The 19,826-nt window shown below is 39.9% G+C and carries 19 protein-coding genes and 2 pseudogenes; 19 read left to right on the top strand and 2 right to left on the bottom strand.

Features of this window, described 5'->3' with window-relative positions; genetic code table 11:
* Positions 1–46: 46 nt before the first annotated feature.
* From rhaS to fucO, 7 genes are all read left to right on the top strand, one after another.
* Entirely contained in the window at positions 47–1,045 is a 999-nt protein-coding gene (rhaS, locus tag L3V77_RS22630) for a rhamnose ABC transporter substrate-binding protein (protein WP_275137076.1), read from the top strand.
* Positions 1,046–1,131: 86 nt separating this feature from the next.
* The gene (locus L3V77_RS22635) at positions 1,132–2,640 is read left to right on the top strand and encodes a sugar ABC transporter ATP-binding protein (protein WP_275137077.1); all 1,509 of its coding nucleotides are present in this window, start codon (positions 1,132–1,134) and stop codon (positions 2,638–2,640) included.
* Positions 2,637–3,620: an ABC transporter permease gene (locus L3V77_RS22640; protein ID WP_275137078.1), complete on the top strand. Its 984-nt coding sequence runs from the start codon at positions 2,637–2,639 to the stop codon at positions 3,618–3,620. The genes L3V77_RS22635 and L3V77_RS22640 overlap by 4 nt, the downstream gene beginning before the upstream one ends.
* Positions 3,621–3,642: 22 nt before the next feature.
* Positions 3,643–4,638: an ABC transporter permease gene (locus L3V77_RS22645; protein WP_275137079.1), complete on the top strand. Its 996-nt coding sequence runs from the start codon at positions 3,643–3,645 to the stop codon at positions 4,636–4,638.
* A 34-nt stretch (positions 4,639–4,672) separates the two neighbouring features.
* The gene (gene rhaM, locus L3V77_RS22650; RefSeq protein ID WP_275137080.1) at positions 4,673–4,999 is read left to right on the top strand and encodes an L-rhamnose mutarotase; all 327 of its coding nucleotides are present in this window, start codon (positions 4,673–4,675) and stop codon (positions 4,997–4,999) included.
* A 54-nt stretch (positions 5,000–5,053) separates the two neighbouring features.
* Positions 5,054–5,881 carry a rhamnulose-1-phosphate aldolase gene (gene rhaD, locus L3V77_RS22655; protein ID WP_275137081.1) on the top strand — a complete coding sequence of 276 codons (828 nt, stop codon included), beginning with the start codon at positions 5,054–5,056 and terminating at the stop codon, positions 5,879–5,881.
* Positions 5,882–5,891: 10 nt separating this feature from the next.
* On the top strand, positions 5,892–7,043 hold the full coding sequence (gene fucO, locus L3V77_RS22660; RefSeq protein WP_275137082.1) for a lactaldehyde reductase: 1,152 nt from the start codon (positions 5,892–5,894) through the stop codon (positions 7,041–7,043).
* Between the two features lie 34 nt (positions 7,044–7,077).
* On the opposite strand, the gene L3V77_RS22665 is transcribed toward fucO, so the two are convergent.
* On the bottom strand, positions 7,078–7,215 hold the full coding sequence (locus tag L3V77_RS22665) for a hypothetical protein (RefSeq protein WP_275137083.1): 138 nt from the start codon (positions 7,213–7,215) through the stop codon (positions 7,078–7,080).
* A 201-nt stretch (positions 7,216–7,416) separates the two neighbouring features.
* Between L3V77_RS22665 and L3V77_RS22670 the strand changes: the two genes are divergently transcribed.
* The 12 genes and pseudogenes from L3V77_RS22670 (at position 7,417) to L3V77_RS22725 (ending at position 18,020) form a co-directional block, all read left to right on the top strand.
* Complete coding sequence (locus L3V77_RS22670) at positions 7,417–7,683, top strand: DDE-type integrase/transposase/recombinase (protein ID WP_275137084.1); 267 nt, start codon at positions 7,417–7,419, stop codon at positions 7,681–7,683.
* 419 nt (positions 7,684–8,102) lie between these two features.
* A complete protein-coding gene (locus tag L3V77_RS22675) occupies positions 8,103–8,594 on the top strand; it encodes a DUF2798 domain-containing protein (RefSeq protein WP_275137085.1) in 492 nt (163 codons plus the stop codon).
* 71 nt (positions 8,595–8,665) lie between these two features.
* A pseudogene (locus L3V77_RS22680) lies at positions 8,666–9,001 on the top strand (DUF3861 domain-containing protein).
* Positions 9,002–9,139: 138 nt separating this feature from the next.
* Positions 9,140–10,036 carry an SDR family oxidoreductase gene (locus L3V77_RS22685; protein WP_275137086.1) on the top strand — a complete coding sequence of 299 codons (897 nt, stop codon included), beginning with the start codon at positions 9,140–9,142 and terminating at the stop codon, positions 10,034–10,036.
* 538 nt (positions 10,037–10,574) lie between these two features.
* The gene (locus L3V77_RS22690) at positions 10,575–10,790 is read left to right on the top strand and encodes a hypothetical protein (protein ID WP_275137087.1); all 216 of its coding nucleotides are present in this window, start codon (positions 10,575–10,577) and stop codon (positions 10,788–10,790) included.
* Entirely contained in the window at positions 10,783–12,546 is a 1,764-nt protein-coding gene (locus L3V77_RS22695) for an ABC transporter ATP-binding protein (RefSeq protein WP_275137088.1), read from the top strand. The genes L3V77_RS22690 and L3V77_RS22695 overlap by 8 nt, the downstream gene beginning before the upstream one ends.
* Entirely contained in the window at positions 12,540–14,324 is a 1,785-nt protein-coding gene (locus L3V77_RS22700; protein ID WP_275137089.1) for an ABC transporter ATP-binding protein, read from the top strand. The genes L3V77_RS22695 and L3V77_RS22700 overlap by 7 nt, the downstream gene beginning before the upstream one ends.
* A gap of 151 nt (positions 14,325–14,475) precedes the next feature.
* Complete coding sequence (locus L3V77_RS22705; protein ID WP_275137090.1) at positions 14,476–14,730, top strand: helix-turn-helix domain-containing protein; 255 nt, start codon at positions 14,476–14,478, stop codon at positions 14,728–14,730.
* Entirely contained in the window at positions 14,730–16,034 is a 1,305-nt protein-coding gene (locus L3V77_RS22710; protein ID WP_275137091.1) for a type II toxin-antitoxin system HipA family toxin, read from the top strand. The genes L3V77_RS22705 and L3V77_RS22710 overlap by 1 nt, the downstream gene beginning before the upstream one ends.
* 105 nt (positions 16,035–16,139) lie before the next feature.
* Positions 16,140–16,244, top strand: a pseudogene (locus L3V77_RS22715) (IS6 family transposase); the annotation flags it as partial.
* Between the two features lie 230 nt (positions 16,245–16,474).
* Positions 16,475–16,876 (top strand): ACT domain-containing protein, encoded by a 402-nt coding sequence (locus L3V77_RS22720; protein WP_275137092.1) that lies wholly within the window; start codon positions 16,475–16,477, stop codon positions 16,874–16,876.
* A 421-nt stretch (positions 16,877–17,297) separates the two neighbouring features.
* A complete protein-coding gene (locus L3V77_RS22725; protein WP_275137093.1) occupies positions 17,298–18,020 on the top strand; it encodes a sulfite exporter TauE/SafE family protein in 723 nt (240 codons plus the stop codon).
* Between the two features lie 462 nt (positions 18,021–18,482).
* Here L3V77_RS22725 and L3V77_RS22730 read toward each other — a convergent pair whose 3' ends face one another.
* Positions 18,483–19,685 carry an MFS transporter gene (locus L3V77_RS22730; RefSeq protein ID WP_275137094.1) on the bottom strand — a complete coding sequence of 401 codons (1,203 nt, stop codon included), beginning with the start codon at positions 19,683–19,685 and terminating at the stop codon, positions 18,483–18,485.
* Positions 19,686–19,826: the final 141 nt, after the last annotated feature.

Below are 19,826 nucleotides of genomic sequence, written 5' to 3' on the forward strand. Positions count from 1 at the left end.
AATTAGAAAAGTGAACCAAATCATTCTTAAATGGAGTTTACAACAAATGAAAATAGAAAAAATTCTTAAATCTACCCTACTTATAACGAGTTTATTTGCAGCTGCTTTTACTCAAGCTGACGAATACCGCATAGGCCTTGTCGTTAAAGCACAAGGTATCGGTTTCTTTGAAGCAGCATATGCTGGTGCAACAGAAGCATCAAGAGAGATTAAAGATGATATTAAAATCATCTATACAGGCCCGGTAACACCAACAGCAGAAGGTCAAATCGAAATAGTTAACTCACTCATCTCTCAACGAGTTGATGCGATTGTTATTTCTGCCAATGATACTGATGCCTTAGTGCCAATTTTGAAGAAAGCGCAAAAGCGTGGAATCAAAGTTGTTTCTTTTGACTCCGGTGTAGCGGCTCCTGGTCGCGCTATTCATCTTAATCCATCTAGTAATGAGCTTATTGGTCAAATTAATGTGGATTTAGCATCAGATGCATTAGTAGCGGGTAACAGTGAAAAAGGCGATATAGCTATTTTAAGTGCAACGCCAACGGCAACAAATCAAAATATTTGGATAGCGGAAATGAAGAAAGTTCTGCCACAACATCCAGAACTAAACCTAGTTGCAACAGTGTACGGTGATGACTTGGCTGATAAAAGTTATCGTGAGACTCAAGGCCTGATTAAAACATACCCTAACTTAAAGGCTATTGTGGCTCCCACATCAGTTGGTATTGTTGCCGCAGCGCAAGCAGTAACCGATATGGGTAAAACCGGTGAGATTTTTGTCACTGGGCTAGGGCTACCATCTGAACTGGCTGGCCATGTTAAATCTGGTGCAGTTCACAGCTTTGCTATTTGGAACCCGATTGATCTAGGTTATGCAGCAACAACTATTGCCTACAATCTAATCAAGGGTAATGCGACAGACACTGAAGTAGAAATGGGCCGCATGGGTACAGCTAAGTTAGATAAAGATGGCAATGCTGCTATGGCCAAACCGTTTATCTATAACAGTACGAATGTAGAAGAATTTGCAAAAATTTTCTAATGCAGTCTATTTGAATAAATAGGACATAAACTGGTAGCTCATAACCAGTACCAGTTTAGTCTTTTCCATTGAAATAAGGCATCACTATGTCAGAAGTAAACCCTATTTTCTCTTTGCGGGACATTAGCAAACACTTTCCAGGTGTAAAGGCTTTGGATAAGGTCCAACTCGACCTCTATCCTGGACAAGTTACTGCTTTGGTTGGCGAAAACGGTGCAGGTAAATCTACGCTAGTAAAAGTAATGACAGGGATTCATCAACCAACCTCTGGAACATTAATTTTAGATGACCAACCTGTCGAGTTAGTTACGCCTGAAGACGCACGATTGCTTGGTATTACAGCCATTCACCAGGAAACCGTATTATTTGATGAGCTCAGTGTTGCGGAAAACATATTCGCTGGACACTACATGAAACACCCTTCTGGTCGTTTAAACTGGCCGGGGATGGAAAGCGAATCCGCTCGTATCCTAAAAGAAATTGAAGCTCCACTTGATCCTAAAAAACTATTAAAAGAATTAAGTATTGGACAAAGGCATATGGTCGCTATAGCCAGAGCACTCTCGTTTGATGCCAAGGTAGTCATACTTGATGAACCAACAGCGGCACTTTCTCATCGTGAAATCGAAGACTTTTATAATATTGTGCGCCGATTGAAAGCCAAAGGCTGTGCCATTATGTTCATCAGCCATAAGTTTGATGAAATCTACACGATTGCTGACAGATTTACTGTATTTAGAGATGGGTGCTATGTCGGGGATGGAAAAATCCCTGAAGTTGCGGAAGCTGAACTCGTGACAATGATGGTAGGAAGAACCATTGATAATGCCTATCCAAAAGTAGACGCTGAATTTGGCGCTGAAATAATGAAAGTAGAGCACTTCAGTCACCCAACAGAGTTTGATGATATCAATTTCGACCTTCGAGAAGGTGAAATATTGGGATTTTATGGATTAGTTGGTGCTGGTCGTACTGAATTGATGCAATCTTTATTTGGTGTGACAAACATAGCATCAGGTAAAATACAAATTGATCGAACAGACATTTCTATTAATTCCCCAAGCGATGCAATAAAAGCTGGCATTGTTTACGTTCCGGAAGAACGCCAAAGTCAGGGAACGGTACTAGAGTTCCCGATATATCAAAATATTGGCTTACCACAGCTTGACAAAATTAACTCGAGTGGCCTTTTAGACGATGAAGCTGAGTATGCGCTAGCTGATGAATACGCCAAGCGTTTGCGAGTAAAAGCACCAAATTGGCACGAAAAGGTAGAAAATCTCTCAGGTGGAAATCAACAAAAAGTGGTTATTGGAAAATGGTTGGCGACCAAACCTAAAGTTATCATTTTAGATGAGCCAACCAAAGGCATTGATATCGGGTCTAAAGCTGCTGTGCATGAATTTATGTCTGAGCTTACTGGTCAAGGGCTTGCGGTTATTATGGTGTCTTCTGAACTACCGGAAATCATGGGAATGGCTGACCGTATCATTGTTCTGCGAGAAGGGTTAATGGTGAATGAATTCGCTCGTGACGATTTTACCGCCGAAAAACTAGTCAGTGCTGCAACCGGTGCGACTGGGGGGGCTTTATGAAAAATATGTTGAAAAACCGCGAAGCACAGCTTGGTATGGTCATCGTTTTGCTACTTGCACTTATAGGAATGATCACGCCAAACTTTTTAGGATTGTCCAATCTTCTCGGTGTTTATAATGATACATCTATACTTATTATCCTAGCGTTAGGGCAGATGTTGGTGATTATTACTCGATGTATAGACCTTTCTGTCGCTGCTAATGTTGCTCTCACTGGGATGGTGGTTGCAACAATCAATAATCTTTATCCAGAAATTCCAGTTCCTTTCATCATGTTAATTGGTGCGGCATTAGGCACTTTACTGGGTATGATTAATGGTTGGCTCGTATGGAAGATGAATATACCTGCAATTGTAGTGACATTAGGAACAATGAGTATTTATCGTGGCGCCGTGTTCTTAATCAGCAAGGGTGCATGGATCAATGCTCACCAGATGAGCGATACATTCTTGCAAATTCCGCGTTTTGAAATTTTAGGGCTTCCGGTTCTGGGGTGGTGTTCGATCGTCGCAGTAGCGGGCATGTATTATTTTACTCGACATCGTCAGATGGGCAGAAGAATTTACGCTGCCGGTAATAGCCCAACGGCTGCCTACTACATTGGTGTTGATGTTGGTAAAAAGCAGTTTTTGGCATTCACTATTTCTGGTCTCTGTGCAGGTATTGCCAGCTACCTATGGATCTCCCGATATGCCGTTGCCTACGTAGATATTGCAAATGGGTTTGAATTACAAGTTATTGCTGCGTGCGTCATTGGTGGTGTCAGTATCGCTGGCGGTACAGGTACGGTATTAGGTTGTCTTCTTGGGGCGCTGTTCTTGGGCATAATTAATAACGCGTTGCCGGTGATTGGTGTATCGCCTTTCTGGCAAATGGCCATCTCAGGCTCGGTGATTATTCTTGCTGTTATAGCGAACTCACGTTCAGAACGAAGACTAGGACGAATCATTTTGCGCAAAGCAGTACAAAATGCGTCTTAAACTATTATCGAGGACTAGAAAAATGGAAAAAATTAGCAGTAGTGCTTTAGGAGATAGTATGCCTAAAAGTAGCTCGTTACCTAGTTGGCTGTTTGGTTGGGAATCCTTTTTGTTTGCAACCGCGGTTTGTGTTTTTATAATCAATAGTTTTGCGTCACCTTATTTTTTAGACCTGTGGTCATTGTCAGATGCCACATTTAATTTTACCGAAAAAGCAATAATTGCGTTGCCATTAGCACTGGTCATAATAGTAAGAGAAATCGATATTTCCGTTGCCTCTATTATCGCACTAAGTTCAACTGCGATGGGTTTTACGGCGGAGGTGACGGACAGTTTAGCGCTAATATGCTTATCAGGTATGATAGTCGGTACAATATGTGGTGCTATAAATGGATTGTTAGTAACAAAGTTAAATATACCTTCTATTGTCGTGACAATAGGCACGATGAGTTTATTTAGGGGGGTGACCTATGTTCTTCTTGGCGACCAAGCACTAAAGAATTACCCAGAATCATTTTCGTATTTTGGTCAAGGTTATATATTCTCGGTATTAAGTTTTGAATTTATTACTTTCTTAATGTTAGCAGTAATATTTTATTTTTTATTACAAAAGTCAAATTTTGGGCGTCGTACCTACGCGATTGGCAACAATCCAACAGCAGCTTATTATTCTGGTGTAAATGTCGCGAAGCATAAGCTTATATTATTCACCTTAGTTGGCTTCTTTTGTGGCGTGGCCGCTATTATGTTGACGTCTCGTTTAGGAAGCACCAGACCAACTATCGCGCTTGGCTGGGAGCTGAGCATTATCACTATGGTCGTACTTGGCGGTGTAAGTATTCTTGGCGGTTCGGGTACCATTGTGGGTGTTGTTATTTCAATTTTCTTAATGGGATTGGTGACGGTTGGTTTAGGCTTAATTAACGTACCTGGCATCGTAATGTCGATCGTTATTGGTCTAATGTTAATTAGCGTAATTGCACTGCCTAAGATATTTAAACGTATAAAGAAAAAATAAACTCAAAAATAACTATATATCATAAGGTATAGATATGGATTCTAATATTATTAGAAGGGCATTTGTTATGTCTATTTGTCCTGAGTCTCATCATGAATATAAAAGAAGGCATGATGAAATATGGCCAGAGTTAACAGAAGTTTTAAAAAAACATGGCACAAGTCGATATTCGATCTTTTTGGATGAAGAAACTAGTAATCTATTCGCCTACGTAGAAATAACAGACCAAGACAGATGGAATAAAATTGCCGAAACTGAAGTGTGTAAGACGTGGTGGTTTTATATGAAAGATATTATGCGAACCAACGAAGATAACTCTCCAATATCAAAAGAGTTAAAAGATGTATTTTTCATGCAGTAGTCGTTCGCAGTCGTTAAATCAATAAGATCAAATACCTCAGATAAGGGAAAAATAATGAGAAAGATAGTTAAAGTTAATGAACTGGTTCTAAATGAAATTTCGAAAGTTTCTGAAGTTGGTTCTTATTTATGGCAGAGAGAGTGGGCTGAACGTAATGGTGGCAATATTTCAGTTGACGTTACGGATATTTTTGGTGAATTTAATGAGGACTTAGGCGAATTCCCTCACTGTTTTTTACAAAGTATAGGTGAATTTGTATTCCCGAAAGAGAGTGCGGGTCATATCTTTTTTGTAAAAGGTACTGGAGAAAGAATTCGAGAGTTAAGTCGCCCAGAAGATGCAGGTTGCATACTGCGAATTGATGATGAAGCAAAAGGTTATCATTTGTTATGGGGAGGGCGTGGGCAAGATGACTATTCACCTACGAGTGAATTTATTTCTCATGTTGAAATCATTATGGCTAAGCAAAAAGCCGGTTTTAAAGATCGTTGCGTCGTACATACGCATCCATTAGAGCTAATCATGTTATCCCACCATCCAGATTATTCACACAGTGACGAAGCGTTTACGGCCGTTTGCTGGCAAATGCTTCCAGAAGTACGAGCATTTGTGCCAAGAGGTATTGGCGTTGTTCCTTACTGTATGCCTGGTAGCCAACAAATGGCGGTAACGACAACAGAAAAACTGATGGTAAATGATGTCGCTATCTGGGAAAAACATGGGGCAGTCGCGACAGGGGTTGATGCACTAGAAGCCTTCGACTTTGTCGATGTTGCTAACAAAGGCGCGAAGCTTTTCCTTGGCTGCTTAGCGAGTGGTTTTACGCCAGAAGGTGTAAGTGACGCCGATATGCAGGAACTAAAAGAAACCTTTAATTTATAGGAATAGAACGATGGCTTTTGCTTTAAATTTACCAAAACTGAGTTTTGTTGGTGCGGGCGCAGTTGCTGACGCGATCGAAGTGCTGAATCAACAATCGCTAAATAAAATATTGCTTGTTACCGACGGTAACCTAGTAAAGTTAGGAATATTGGATACTGTTTTTGAGCAACTTAAGTTGCATGGTATCGACTATGTATTGTTTGATAAAGTCACACCGAATCCGACGGCTACTCTAGTTCGTGAAGGTTATCAGGTGTATCTCGACAATGCTTGTGATGGTTTTGTCGCCGTTGGTGGCGGCAGTCCTATGGATTGTTGTAAAGCTATTCGCGTGATTGCGGCTAATCCAGATAGAGATATCTGTGAGTTCAATGGTGTTGGTCACGTTACTCACCCTGGACAGTTTTTTGTCGCCATAAACACAACCGCTGGTACAGCCGCTGAAATGACATCAAACTCTGTGATTACTGATGAAGAAAATCAAGTCAAAATGGTCATCATAGACGCCAAGCAGATCCCTGATGTCACCGTTAATGATGCTAATTTGATGGTAGGGTTACCTGCTAGTGTTACTGCTGCAACCGGTATGGATGCACTTACTCATGCAATAGAAGCATATGTGACACCAGGTGCACATACTTTAACAGACCCTACTGCTCTCGAAGCAATCAAACTGATCACCAAGTGGTTGCCTATCGCCGTTGCTGATGGAAAAAATATTGAAGCTCGTGACAAACTTGCTTGTGCTCAATTTTTGTCTGGAATGGCATTCAATAGTGCGGGACTTGGTCTGGTCCACGCTATGGCTCACCAACCTGGAGCAACTCACAACCTTCCACATGGTGTCTGCAATGCGATCCTTCTGCCTTATGTCTGTGAGTATAATGCTCAATATGTGCCTGAACGATTTGCATCAGTGGCAGAAGCGATGCTAGATGCAAAGTTAGATGTTGATGCAAAAGAGGGTGCGCAGCGTGCAATTGATTTAATTAAAGCGCTATCTGCGAAAGTATCTATTCCAAGCGGCTTCGCTGAATTAGGTATCAAAGAAGAGGATATTGGGGGATGGATAGATAAAGCGATGGCGGACCCTTGCTTACCGGGTAACCCTCATTTACCTAGTCCTGATGAGGTGTCTGCAATATATCTAGCCGCTTTGTAATATGTATTAGAAATGTAGACCGTAGTATTGTCGATTAATCTGCACAGTTCGCTGTGCAGATTAACTTTGAGTAAATGGTCGTCAGATCGAGATCGCTGAGTTTATCCATATGTACTGTCAAGTTAACCGATGCTATGGCAATACCGTCAAGATGAGCATATATAAAAGACATCGATTCCCTTCTGATATTGTCCAACAAGCCGTCTGGTTGTATTACCGTTTTAGCCTAAGTTTTAGGGATGTTGAAGATGTTCTTGCGGAATGAGGCGTTACCGTAAGTTATAAAACTATTCGTTACTGGTGGAGTAAATTCGGGTGCATTTAAAGTAAGCGTTTGAAGAAAAACACTAGCCAGTTCGGTGATACCTAGTTTATGGACGAAGTGTTTATTAATGTTCGTCGAGAGCGGCATTATCTTTGGAGTGCAATAGGCCAGAATGGTGATGTTATCGATATTCTTGTGCAGAAAAGAAGAGATGAAAAGGAGGCAAAGCGTTTCTTCAAATGGTTAGTAACGAGCAATCAAGGCGTGAAACCTTGGGAAATCGTGACAGAAAATTCCGCAGTTATAATGTTGTTACAGGGAGTTTGTTCCAAAATCAGTTCACCACAACAGCAAGTATCACAACAATCGGTGTGAAAGTTCCCATGAACCAACAAGAGTGAGAGTACGGCAAATGCGAAAATTCAAAAGCAGGGCCCACGCGCAGCGTTTTCTCAGCATGTTTTCGTTGGTTTACAATACCTTCAATTCACAAAGGCATCTATGCAGTGTCGAATTTTACAAAACTCGAAGAACGGATGCTTTTACCAAATGGCGTGATATTACCGCTAGTTAATAGGTGAACCACTGGGAAACTACTATTCAATTTAGTTTAGTTGGCATTACCTACAAAAGGTAAAAAATTGATGTCGATGAATAAATTTTCCAGAAAAATTGCTTTAACGTTTACTTAATTGAAACGTTTTTTTAAGTATATAGTTGACAATATCAACCATTGACATTATAGTTGATATTGTCAACTTGATTGGTGGTTTTGTTTAAATCTGGAGAATAAGATGAATGTACAGCTTACTATGTCTGACTCGGTAATCGAGTCAAAGAAGACACCATTGTTTCATAAGATTTTAGTTGTATCAGCAATGATGGTGTTAATGGGAGGAACACTGACGGGTGTTATGACTTATATGAATGCAGGTTATAGCTCGACTTTTTTCTTTAATTGGTTACGCTCATTTTTGACTGCAGCGGTTGTTGTAATGCCTGCTGGTTTTTTTATTATGGTATTAATGACCAAATTAACTGAAACCGTGTTACCCAACCTTGATGAGAAAGGTCGTAACATTGCTGTTGGAATCATGATGGCTTTAATCATGGAGTCAGGGATGGCATTTGTTACCACACTTAATAATATAGGTCTAAGCCATTTCGATACCTTTCTATCCGCTTGGCTTCACGCTGTATTGGGAGCACTCCCTGTTGCGTTAGTCCTTATGACTCTTGTTTCCATGACGGTCAAACCAAAAGTTGAAAAATTCTTGAGAAGCTAACGATATTGCATTTAGTCGATTAATCCAGTTTGAACAACGATGGCTCCACCATACACAGAAGGTAAGAGTTTATGATCCCTAAAATTAGAAAAGATAGATGCTATCGAATTACTGTAGAAGAAGTGAATAGTGATCATGAAACAATAGAAACTCTGTAACTTGAATTGGAAGACCGAGAAAATTTATTCAAGGTTGTCGAAACCCTTAAAAAATCCAGTGGGCTTGAAGAAAATGAAGCGACTAAAATTGGAGTAGCACTACGTTTACTTGGTCCGGTTATGATGAAAAATCGAAAACACCCGTTATTTGTTGATTTTAAGCCTCACTTCAAAACGTTCATGCAGGATCTAAAAAGTACGGTTAAATCAGCGAGTAAAGAAGGCTGTTACATTGAATCTGCTATATGAATTGAGGAGGGACGATGTGCTCTCTCTTGCCAACGACATGTCTTGTGACTGGTAAGTTCGCCAAATTATACGAGTAGATAACTACAAAGGTATTCAGAATAAGATGTAAACCCTACGTTTAAATTCGAGGAATTTAAAATGAAAATTGCAATTACCGCCGCCAGCGGTCGATTAGGTTCAGCAATAGTCGAGGCCACTGTAGCATTGACATCAAAAGAAAGCGTAATAGCACTTGCTCGTACACCTGAAAAAGCAAAACATTTAGGTGTAGAAGTAAGGCCGGGTGACTACAGTAATGTCGAACAACTTGAACAGTCATTGCAAAACGTGGATACACTTTTACTTATCTCTGGAATGGACGCTCCCGATAAACGAATTGGCCAGCACCGCAATGTGATTGAAGCGGCAAAAAAAACAGGAGTGAAGAAAATTGTATACACTAGTGTACAAGGAGCTGAAGAGAACACAGCGTTTTCACCAGTTATTCAGAGTAACCGACAAACTGAACAAGACGTTCGTGAATGTGGGTTAGAATGGGTCATTGGGCGCAATGGTATCTACATTGAACCGGACATCGAATTTATTGATAGCTATAAAAAATCTGGTGGTATTTCTAACTGTGCAGGTGAAGGAAAGTGTGGATACACTACTCGTTCTGAGCTCGGTTATGCTTATGCACGCATGCTTATTGAAGAAAAACACAATGGTCAAACTTATAACTTAAACGGCGAGGCAATATCTCAAGCCCAACTAGCTGGTTATATGAACCAGGCTTTTGGCACTGATCTCATCTTCACGTCGATGAGTATCGATGACTACCGCGAAGAACGTATGGGTGAATTAGGTGATTTCATTGGAACCGTTATTGCAGGTATCTATCAAGGCATTTTGGAAGGCGCCGCCGATAATCCAAGTAATTTTGAGCAAGCCGCTGGCCGCCCTCATATCTATTGGAATGATTACTTCGATGGTATCAAATCGAATTACATTGGTGTTACTTCGTCCGACCTAAATACTGAAACACAGCTAAAATAAACGACATAATAAGGATACTGTCTAGTTAAATAACGCTATGGCAGTACCCAATATGAGCCTATACAAAAGACATCGATTTCCCTCTGATATTTTCTTACATGCCGTGTGGTTGTATTACTGTTTTAACCTGAGTTTTCGAGATGTATAAGCGCTTTAAGTTGAATGAGGCGTTACCGTAAGTTACAAAACTCTTCGATATTCTTGTTCAGAAAAGAAGGGATGGAATAGCAGAAAAGTGTTATTTCAAATGCTGACTAATGTGCAATCAAAGTGTTAAATCTTGGAAAATGGTGACAGGTAAACTCCGCAGTTATGATGTTGCTCACAGGGAGTTAGTTAAAAGTTCAAAAGCAGGGCACACACCCAGATCTTCCTCAGTATGTTTTCATTGATTTACCACGTTTTCAATTTACAAAGGCATTTGCGTCGTGCCGAATTTTACAAAAGCCGCAGAACGGATGCCTTTGCTTCACATACCGGATGCTATTTTATTTTGATAGGTGTACACTTATCAAATGGCAACGAATCTGGACTTAGCTTGAAAAATAACTCTGAAAAATATCATTGTAGTAATAGAGGTGGTTTTAGACCGGGTTGTGGTCGTAAACCAGGTGTGAAAACACGGCCGGTGCGCCTACCTGAGTGGTTATTGGATGCATTAGAAGATATAGATGAACCTCGTCACTGTATTGTCAAAGCTTGCATCGAGCAGTACGGCATTGAACCTCCCCGAAAGAAAGAGTCACATGACTAAAAAACAGTTTATCGCGCATTTCCTGCGTATGAATCGTACTTCGTACATGATTGCAATCGTATTAATTTTTCTCGTTAATTGGCTTCAAGTAGAAATTCCTCGTTATATTCAATTGGCGATTGACCTGATTGACAGTGCATCTCCGGCTGACCATCAAGAGCTTCAAACCTATGTGGGTATTGTTGTTGTGATGGCGGTGTCTATGACCGTAGTTCGGGTTTTTTCACGTATCTATGCGTTAAATCCAGGTCGTATAACTGAGGCTGCATTAAAAAACATTCTGTTGAAAAAACTTAATCGTCTGCCAAATAGTTTTCATCAAAAATTTGCATCAGGGAGACTTATCTCAATCATCAATAACGACCTTAGTGGTGTTCGTCTACTGTTTGGGCTCGGTTTTCTGCAGTTTTTTAATGCTTTGCTTGCGCTGTCGTTAACACCGTTATGGATGTGGCGTATCTCGCCAGAGTTAACACTCTACTCGATTATCCCTATTGTGATTGCGTTCGTGATTTTTCGTATTGGCTTTAAACGCATGAAAGATCTCCATATGGAACATATGCGTCGCTTGCAAAATCTTTCCGCTCAATTAATGAGTTATTTAACAGGTATTGATTTAATTAAGAGCGAGAAAATGTCTCCTTGGGTGAAGGATGAAATCGAAAACCTTAATCAGCATTTACTTCGCTGCCGAATGCAGATCACACGCGTTCAGGTGTTTTTTATGCCAGTGTTGGATTACGCCAATGACTTTATGAAAATTATGATTCTTGGCATTGGTGGCTATATGTTGATGAATCAGCAGCTTACTCTTGGTGAGATTACCGCTTTTCTTACCTATTCAGTGTTACTCGCTATGCCGTTAATGCAATTGGGCCGGATCGCCACTATTTATCAGCGAGGTATGGTTGCCATTCACAGTGTACAGACAATTCTAAATGCTGAAGTTCCACAAAAGGATTTAGTAGAACTACCACTAGTAGAAGTTGAAAAATTGAAGGCTAAAACACTCTCGATTAGAAATTTGAGCTTCAGTTATCAAGGGGAGACGCGACGAATTTTAGATAACATCAGCTTCGATATTCCCGTTGGTAAAAAAATAGGCGTACTGGGCAGTATCGGGTCAGGTAAAACAACATTGGTGAACTGTCTGAACCACCATCTTGATGTACCTGAGGGTACAGTGTTTCTTGCCGATAAGGATGTGACGACGTTTTCCCGTAGCGATTTACGTCGTTATATTAAAACGGTGACCCAAGACCCATATTTGTTCTCCGCAACCGTAGAGGAGAATATTCGCTTTGGTAGTCGTGATGCTGATATTGCGAAAGCTCAGGTTGAAGAAGTTCTGGAACTGAGTCAGTTGGCTAATGATGTTTACCGTTTTGAAAAAGGTGACCAAACTCTGGTTGGTGAGAAGGGGATTATGCTGTCTGGAGGTCAAAAGCAACGCTTGAGTATTGCTCGTGCTCTGCTTGAACCTTGTGATGTGATTATCATGGACAATGTATTATCTGCAGTGGATTACGAAACCGAACGTAATATTCTAGGAGGGTTGTTTGAACGGTTGGATAACCAGTCTGTACTTGTTGTCTCTCACCGTGTTAACGCACTCGAATACATGGATGAAATTATCGTGCTCAATGAGGGCAAGATTATCGCCAAAGGTAATCACGCCGCTCTGATCCAGACTTGTCCTTATTATTTTGAAACTTGGAAGCTGCAACAGAACGAAACGGAGGTGGCAGTATGCTAAAGAGCATCGATGTGCAATATTTAAAGCACTTTTTTAAGTTCGCTAAAAAATATAAACGCTCCATATTACTTGGCATTACCATGCTCCCTCTTTCTGTTATCACCAGTCTATTGTTTCCCTGGCTCATTATTCAGGTCATTGATGTTCATCTATCTCAGAGGAATATAGATGGGTTGCTGTTACATACTGTTTATTTGCTTATGGTACTAATTGCTAGCTATGTTGTTGATACAACGTATTCATACAACTTGCGTAAAGCAGGGCAGTACACCATTACAGATATGCGTTCGGTGCTTGTTGATCGCGTACTTAAGTTGCCACGTCGCTATTTTGATAATACACCAACTGGAGTAACCCTTTCTCGCTTAACGAGTGATTTAGAAACTATCGGCGAGACTTTTATTCAATCCATTGTTGGACTGGTGAAAGACACCATCAATACCGTCGCTCTATTGGTGATGATGCTAATTATTGATTGGCAGCTGACACTGATTGTATTGGTCATTATGCCTCCTGTGATGTATCTAACTTTCTATGTTCGTAACCGTCTTCGAGCGCTTTATCAAGTCACACGTTCAACATTGGCACGTAGTATCGGTTTTTTGCAGGAAGTTTTACTCGGCGTGAAAACCATTCAGTTATATCGCGCCGAAGAAGAGGTAGAGGACAAGTACAAAGGTTATACCGATGAGTTGTTAAAAGCTCAAAAGAAGGTTAACAAATATGATGCCATTTTGTTTGCCTTTATTTCCGGCGTTACCTCTATCACCATAGCGCTGATGATCTGGTATGGTTCAGGTCAAGTCATTCAAGATGCACTCACATTGGGTGTATTGATTGCATTTATTAACACGCTGGAAAAAGTATTTGTTCCAATCAGGGATTTTACATCACAAATTGCGTCTATTCAGAGCTCATTTGCCGCTTTTGACCATATTGAAGAGCTCTTTGTCGAAGCGACGGAAGAAGAAGGGCGTGATTTGCAACCGTCACATAAGGTTGAAAAACAGTTAAATAAGTTTGTCAGTCTTGAGTTCAAAAATGTCAGTTTTCGTTACAACGAAAGTTTACCTTATGTGTTAAAAAATGTGTCCTTTTTACTGGAAAAGGGGCATCAGATAGCATTGGTTGGTTCAACTGGTTCAGGTAAGTCGACAATTCTACGTTTGATATCAAAAACATATCAAGATTATGACGGCAGCATTCTGTTAAATGGTATCGAGTTTTCTCAGATTTCGATTGAAGACTCTTCGCATCTATTTTCGATGATGATGCAGGATGTTCACCTGTTCGAAGAGAGTGTACATTTCAATATTGCTTTGGGAAAAAAAGAAATACAACGTGAACAAGTAGAGCAGGCGTCACGCTATGTTTATGCAGATAAATTTATTGATGAATTACCTAACGGCTATGATTTCTGTTTGGATAAAAATGCTTCAAATCTTTCGGTCGGACAGACTCAATTGATTTCTTTTGCTCGTTCTATTGCACAGAGCGGGCAAGTAATGATGTTGGACGAAGCAACAAGTTCTGTTGATTCCATAACGGAAGATTTGATCCAGAAAGCAATGCAGCGTCTGTTTAAAGAAAAAACGGTGATCGCTATTGCTCACCGTTTAAGCACAGTGCGTCACTCCGATATGATATTAGTGCTTGAACAAGGTGAAATCGTTGAAAGGGGTAGACATCAGGAACTGGTTGCTCACAACGGCATTTACGCTGGTTTGTTAAACAAATCTATCTTGCAAGCGCCAGAGCTGAAGGTGGCTGAAAATTAATTGAATTGCAGTTTATGCAATGTAGTTGCTAATAGGGAACGTGTACATGAGCCAAGACGAGTAAGCTTTACTTGTTATAGCGTGTAAAGTTTGATTTACCTGCTAAACAGTGTAATACTTTGTTTACTTATTATAGCGTGTAAGATGTAATATGAAAATCTCCACAACAAAACAACTCAGTGCATACTTAAAAGATGTTCGCTTAGATAATGAATTATCGCAAACAGATGTCGCTAAAAAAGTTGGGGTACGCCAAGATACCGTTTCAAATTTTGAGCTAAGAGCAGGATCGACGAAGCTGGATACCTTTTTTAAACTCCTTTCTGCACTTGAGTTAGATTTTGAAATTACCCCCCGTAATAACAAAAGTAGCGATGATGAATCAGGCTGGAAAGAGGAGTGGTAATGGCCATCTTAGATGTCTATCTCAATGGCTATCTCGTCGGCGAGTTTAAAAAATCCAGTAATGGTGCTCATTCTTTTCGCTACTCAAATAGTTGGTTGGCATTGAGCGGAAGCCGGCCAATATCATTATCAATGCCACTCGCTAAATCCGAATATCGTGGTGATGTTGTCTATAACTACTTTGATAATTTACTGCCTGATAACTTAGAGGTTAGACAACGCATTGTTGCTCGTTATCAGGCAGGTTCTTCTCTACCCTTTGATTTGTTATCTATGATCGGTAGAGACTGTGTAGGTGCTTTACAACTATTACCAAAAGGAGAGGCCCCACTTAACGTTAAAAATCTGGAATATAGAGCACTAGATAATGAAGAGTTAGATAAAATAATAATGGGATATCGTACTGATATACCACTTGGTATGATTGAATCGTTACAAAATTTCCGGATATCTGTTGCGGGAGCACAAGAAAAAACAGCGCTATTGAATATCGCTAAAGCATGGTACTTACCCTTAAACTCTACACCTACCTCACACATCATCAAGCTGCCTATCGGGCAGATACAAAGCCACTCTTACTCGCTAGATATGTCTGATAGTGTAGAAAATGAATTTTTATGCATGCTATTACTAGAAGCTTACGGTTTGTCTGTTGCTGGCTGTGAAATACTAACGCTAGAGGAGATGAATGTACTTTCTGTTGAACGTTTTGACCGCCAATATTCAAGTGATAAAAAATGGCTAATGAGAAGACCTCAGGAAGATTACTGCCAAGTATTCAATACACCTTCGGCTTTGAAGTATGAAAATCAAGGTGGCCCTGGTATTGAACAAATAATGAATCATCTATTAGGCTCAAAGAGTGCTGCGAAAGATAGATATGATTTTATGAAGGCGCAAGTACTTTTTTGGTTGATGGGTGCCTCAGATGGTCACGCTAAAAACTTCTCAATTTACATCTTACCGGATGGGCAATTTCAATTAACACCGTTTTATGATGTGTTATCAGTTTTCCCTATTGTAAATAAAAAAGGCTTGAATATTCGTCAAGTAAAGTTGGCGATGGGTTTAAAATCGACAAAAGGTAAAAAGTATCATGTTAATAAAATTCACCCTCGACATTTCATTGAAACAGCAAAGCAAGTTGGATTTGAAACGGTTAAAATGGAAAGTATAATAAGTGAGATAAAAGCGAGCACTGAGCAAATAATTATTGATACTCAAGCCAAGTTGGCAGTAAATTTCCCTAAAAACGTATCAGAACGTATATTTTCGGGGATGTTAAAACAACTTAAAAAGTTATAAATTTAGTTCCATAATTTGAAATTTTTCAATACCAAAGCTCAACGAATCTACGTTTTTAAAATTAAAATGGACATCATTGTTGAGATAAAATGGTGTCTATTTAAATATCATCGTTTTCATCTGAGTTTTCCGGGTATAGAAAACCTTCTAGTTGAACGAGGCGTTACCGTAAGTTGCGAAACGATTCGATATTGGTGCAGTAAATTTGGATGTATTTATAGTAAACGCTTGAATAACCAATGTGGTTAAGTTGTAAATGTGAATAAAATGCCATAAACCACTACGCCTATTATCTTTAAACATATCCTCCTGCTAACGTCATATCATTAATAATACTAATGAACTATTAATATTATTAAATTTACTTATGCTTTATTAACTCTTATCGTAGGTGACATCATTCGAAATTAGCGAAGCTGATACAACCATAGGAATAGAACATGGCTGCGATTACTGATTTAGATATCCTATTGAAATCTATGTCACCAGAACTTATCGAAGGAAAATACGTTTTCTGTACGGTTAACGGTGCATTATCTGATTACTTAGCTTTAGAACCAATTGCAATTTTTCGTGAAAAAGAAGGCCTTACTTTAGTCTTGGAAGAACATAAGGGAATTGAAGCGAAATTGGATTTTGATGCTGTATTCAGTCTGATAACTTTGTCAGTGCACTCTAGCCTTGAAGCGGTAGGCTTAACCGCCGCTTTTGCAACTAAACTTGCTTCGTACGGTATTAGCGCCAACGTAATAGCGGGCTACTATCATGACCACATTTTTGTTCAGAAAGATAAGGCAGACGCAGCCATGAAAGCGCTTAAAGAGTTTTCGCTATCTCTATAACAACTTACTTCGCTTATTGTCTCAAATAATCCATAACTTTCTAATTTAGTATCTGCGTTTACTTAGAAGTGTTCAGAAATATTCTAGGGAGATAAATTGTCCCACTAAAATTTGGAGTTGAGACAGTTGGCTATTCGTAACTTAGAAACGCCCTATTGTAAAACGATGACGTTTTCGAACGATAGATTTATTCCTGAATTTTCCGTAGATTTTTTGATAATTGCTCTATAAAGAATAATGCACCAAAACTTCTATTAATGTACAAAGCGCGATAGTTACAACGCATGCTAATTTTCTTAAATATGTCTAGTCATTACCTTAGTGAGAACGTTTACATAAAATCGACACAAATCACAACATTCGACCAAATCGTTAGATATCTTATTGATAAAAATGGGGTAGTTAGCAAGTTGGTGCTGATATGGATAACATTTCAATTATTTTGTTGATTCTATTTGTTTCAAACCTAGTTCAATCAACATTTAGCTTTGGTGGGGCATTGGTAGCTATTCCGCTGTTAGTTATGTGTATGGACGTAAGTTCTGCAGCGGTATTGCTCACAATGATGTCATTAACCATATCAACTTATATCGTGGTTACAGGTTGGAGATCAATTGACTTAATGAGTTCTGCTACCCTTGTAGTATCCTCATCAATAGGCATCCCAATTGGAGTGTATTTCGTTATTTTCGCCGACGAATCAACTGTGAAAACCCTTCTTGCTATAAGTATTGGGCTATTTGCTTTAACAAATCTGCTTAGGCTATTTGAGTCTGTCAGGCCAAATACTAAATTTGCTTTGCTATTTGGATTTATATCTGGGGTGTTGGGAGGGGCTTACAACATCAGTGGACCTCCCGTTGTAATGTATGGTGTATTGTCTGGATGGTCACCTGAGAAGTTCCGAGCAACGATTCAGAGTTTTGCATTGAAGACTAATCTGCTCGCTTTCTTAACTCACTTGGTGGCAGGAAATATCACAGAGACGGTATGGTGTTACTACTATTACTCCTTACCTATATTGGTAATATGTATGTGGTTAGGCAGGCATATTCATCAACGAATTGCTGCCGCTGACTACCGAAAGTACATCAATTTAATTTTAATTGCGTTGTCAATGAATCTCATTTGGTCAGTCTTGTAAGGATCACCCATACAATATTTTAGGATCACTAGAATATTATAGATAGGCACAGTAGCTGCTTTGGTATACGAGAAATTAGATGATAGGTGGAGTCATCGGAAGCTTGTAACAAGGTACTGTCCAGAGATGTTACACATCGTCGAAATTATTACTGTTAGTTAGGAGATAATCTATCAGGAAACTGCGACTAAATTTAGTTAAGTTAACAGTATCCTCTTGAACTATGGTCACCATACTTAGCAGTGAAAATGAGCGAGTGGCGGTAAACTGATATTAAGAAAGCTAACAGATGAGTATCGTTATGTGTGGTTATGTGTGGTTCTGTGTTTTCTCACGCACGGTTTCATCAATACATGGTTGATTCCGCGATTTAACCTATAACAAAAACGGTTTTCATTGCGGTGGTCATAAGGTATTTAGTAAATATGAAGAGGCCAACGTGGGCGGGTTGGCCTAACTAAACTATGTGGCGTTTTGTGTATTTAGTTCGACTAATTCGTCACGTTCTGCTTTCTTATCTAGTTTCCCACTAAAGCGTGTTAAAACAAGTGCCAGTAAGACGACGACAGCTCCAATCCATGGCGTGTGCATAAGGCCTATTTTTGCAACGACAAGACCACCCCCCCAAGAACCAAGCGCGATACCCACGTTGAAAGCGGCGATGTTTAGGCCAGACGCGACGTCTACGGCATCTGGGGTATATTTCTCTGCTAGCTTAACAACGTAAACTTGTAATCCGGGAACATTGCCAAATGCAAAGGCTCCCCAAACTAAGATGGTTGCAACTGCAGCGATTGGGTTTACAGCTGTAAAGTTGAATAGAACCAGTATTGCGACAAGACCAGAAAAAATAATCGTTAGTGCTTTAATAGGTCCCATTGAATCGGCCATTTTACCGCCCCATATATTGCCAATTGCTACTGAAATCCCGTACACCAACATGATTAATCCAATGGCACCTGAGCTAAATCCTGAAACCTGCTGTAAAATAGGAGCAAGAAAAGTAAACGCTGTAAATGTGCCACCGTAACCCAAAGCAGTAATTGCATACACCAACAGCAAACGAGGTTGTGTTAGAACTTTTAGTTGTGATGAAATTTTCGCTGCAGGCGGTTGCTTTAAGTTACCGGGTATTAATATAGCACTACCTATTAGGGCAATAAGACCCAGTAGCGCAACGATTAAGAAAGTGGCTTGCCAGCCAAATGATTGACCAATATAGGTACCTAAAGGAACACCAGTAACTAAGGCTACAGTTAAGCCTGTGAACATAATTGCAATAGCGCTGGCGGCTTTTTCTTTCGCGACTAAGCCCGTAGCAATAGTCGACCCAATTGAGAAAAACACCCCATGTGCGAGGCCAGTAAGAATACGTGCGACGATGAGGGTGTTATAGCCCGGAGCTTGCCAGGCCATTAAGTTTCCAACGACAAAAAGAGACATGACAGAAAGTAGTACGTGTTTTCGGTTCCAACTGCCTGTTAAGGCCGTTAATACAGGGGCGCCAATTGCGACACCCAGCGCGTATAAGCTAACTAATAGACCTGCGGAAGGAAGGGATACATTTAAGTCTGTAGCCATAGTAGGGATCAGTCCTACTATAACAAATTCAGTTGTTCCTATGGCAAAGGCGCTGAGCGTCAATGCAAGTAAGGCTAATGGCATGGTCATTCTCTCTATTAAGTGTCTTGTGCTTCGTTTTGATAGGGTGATTATGCGCAGTGTTGTACTTGTGAAAAACAGTGTCTTTGACAAATGATTTTTGTTATAAATGCAAAAGTGTTATTGATGGTGTCAAGGTAACGG

The sequence above is a fragment of the Vibrio sp. DW001 genome, from assembly GCF_029016285.1.
Lineage (GTDB): Bacteria > Pseudomonadota > Gammaproteobacteria > Enterobacterales > Vibrionaceae > Vibrio.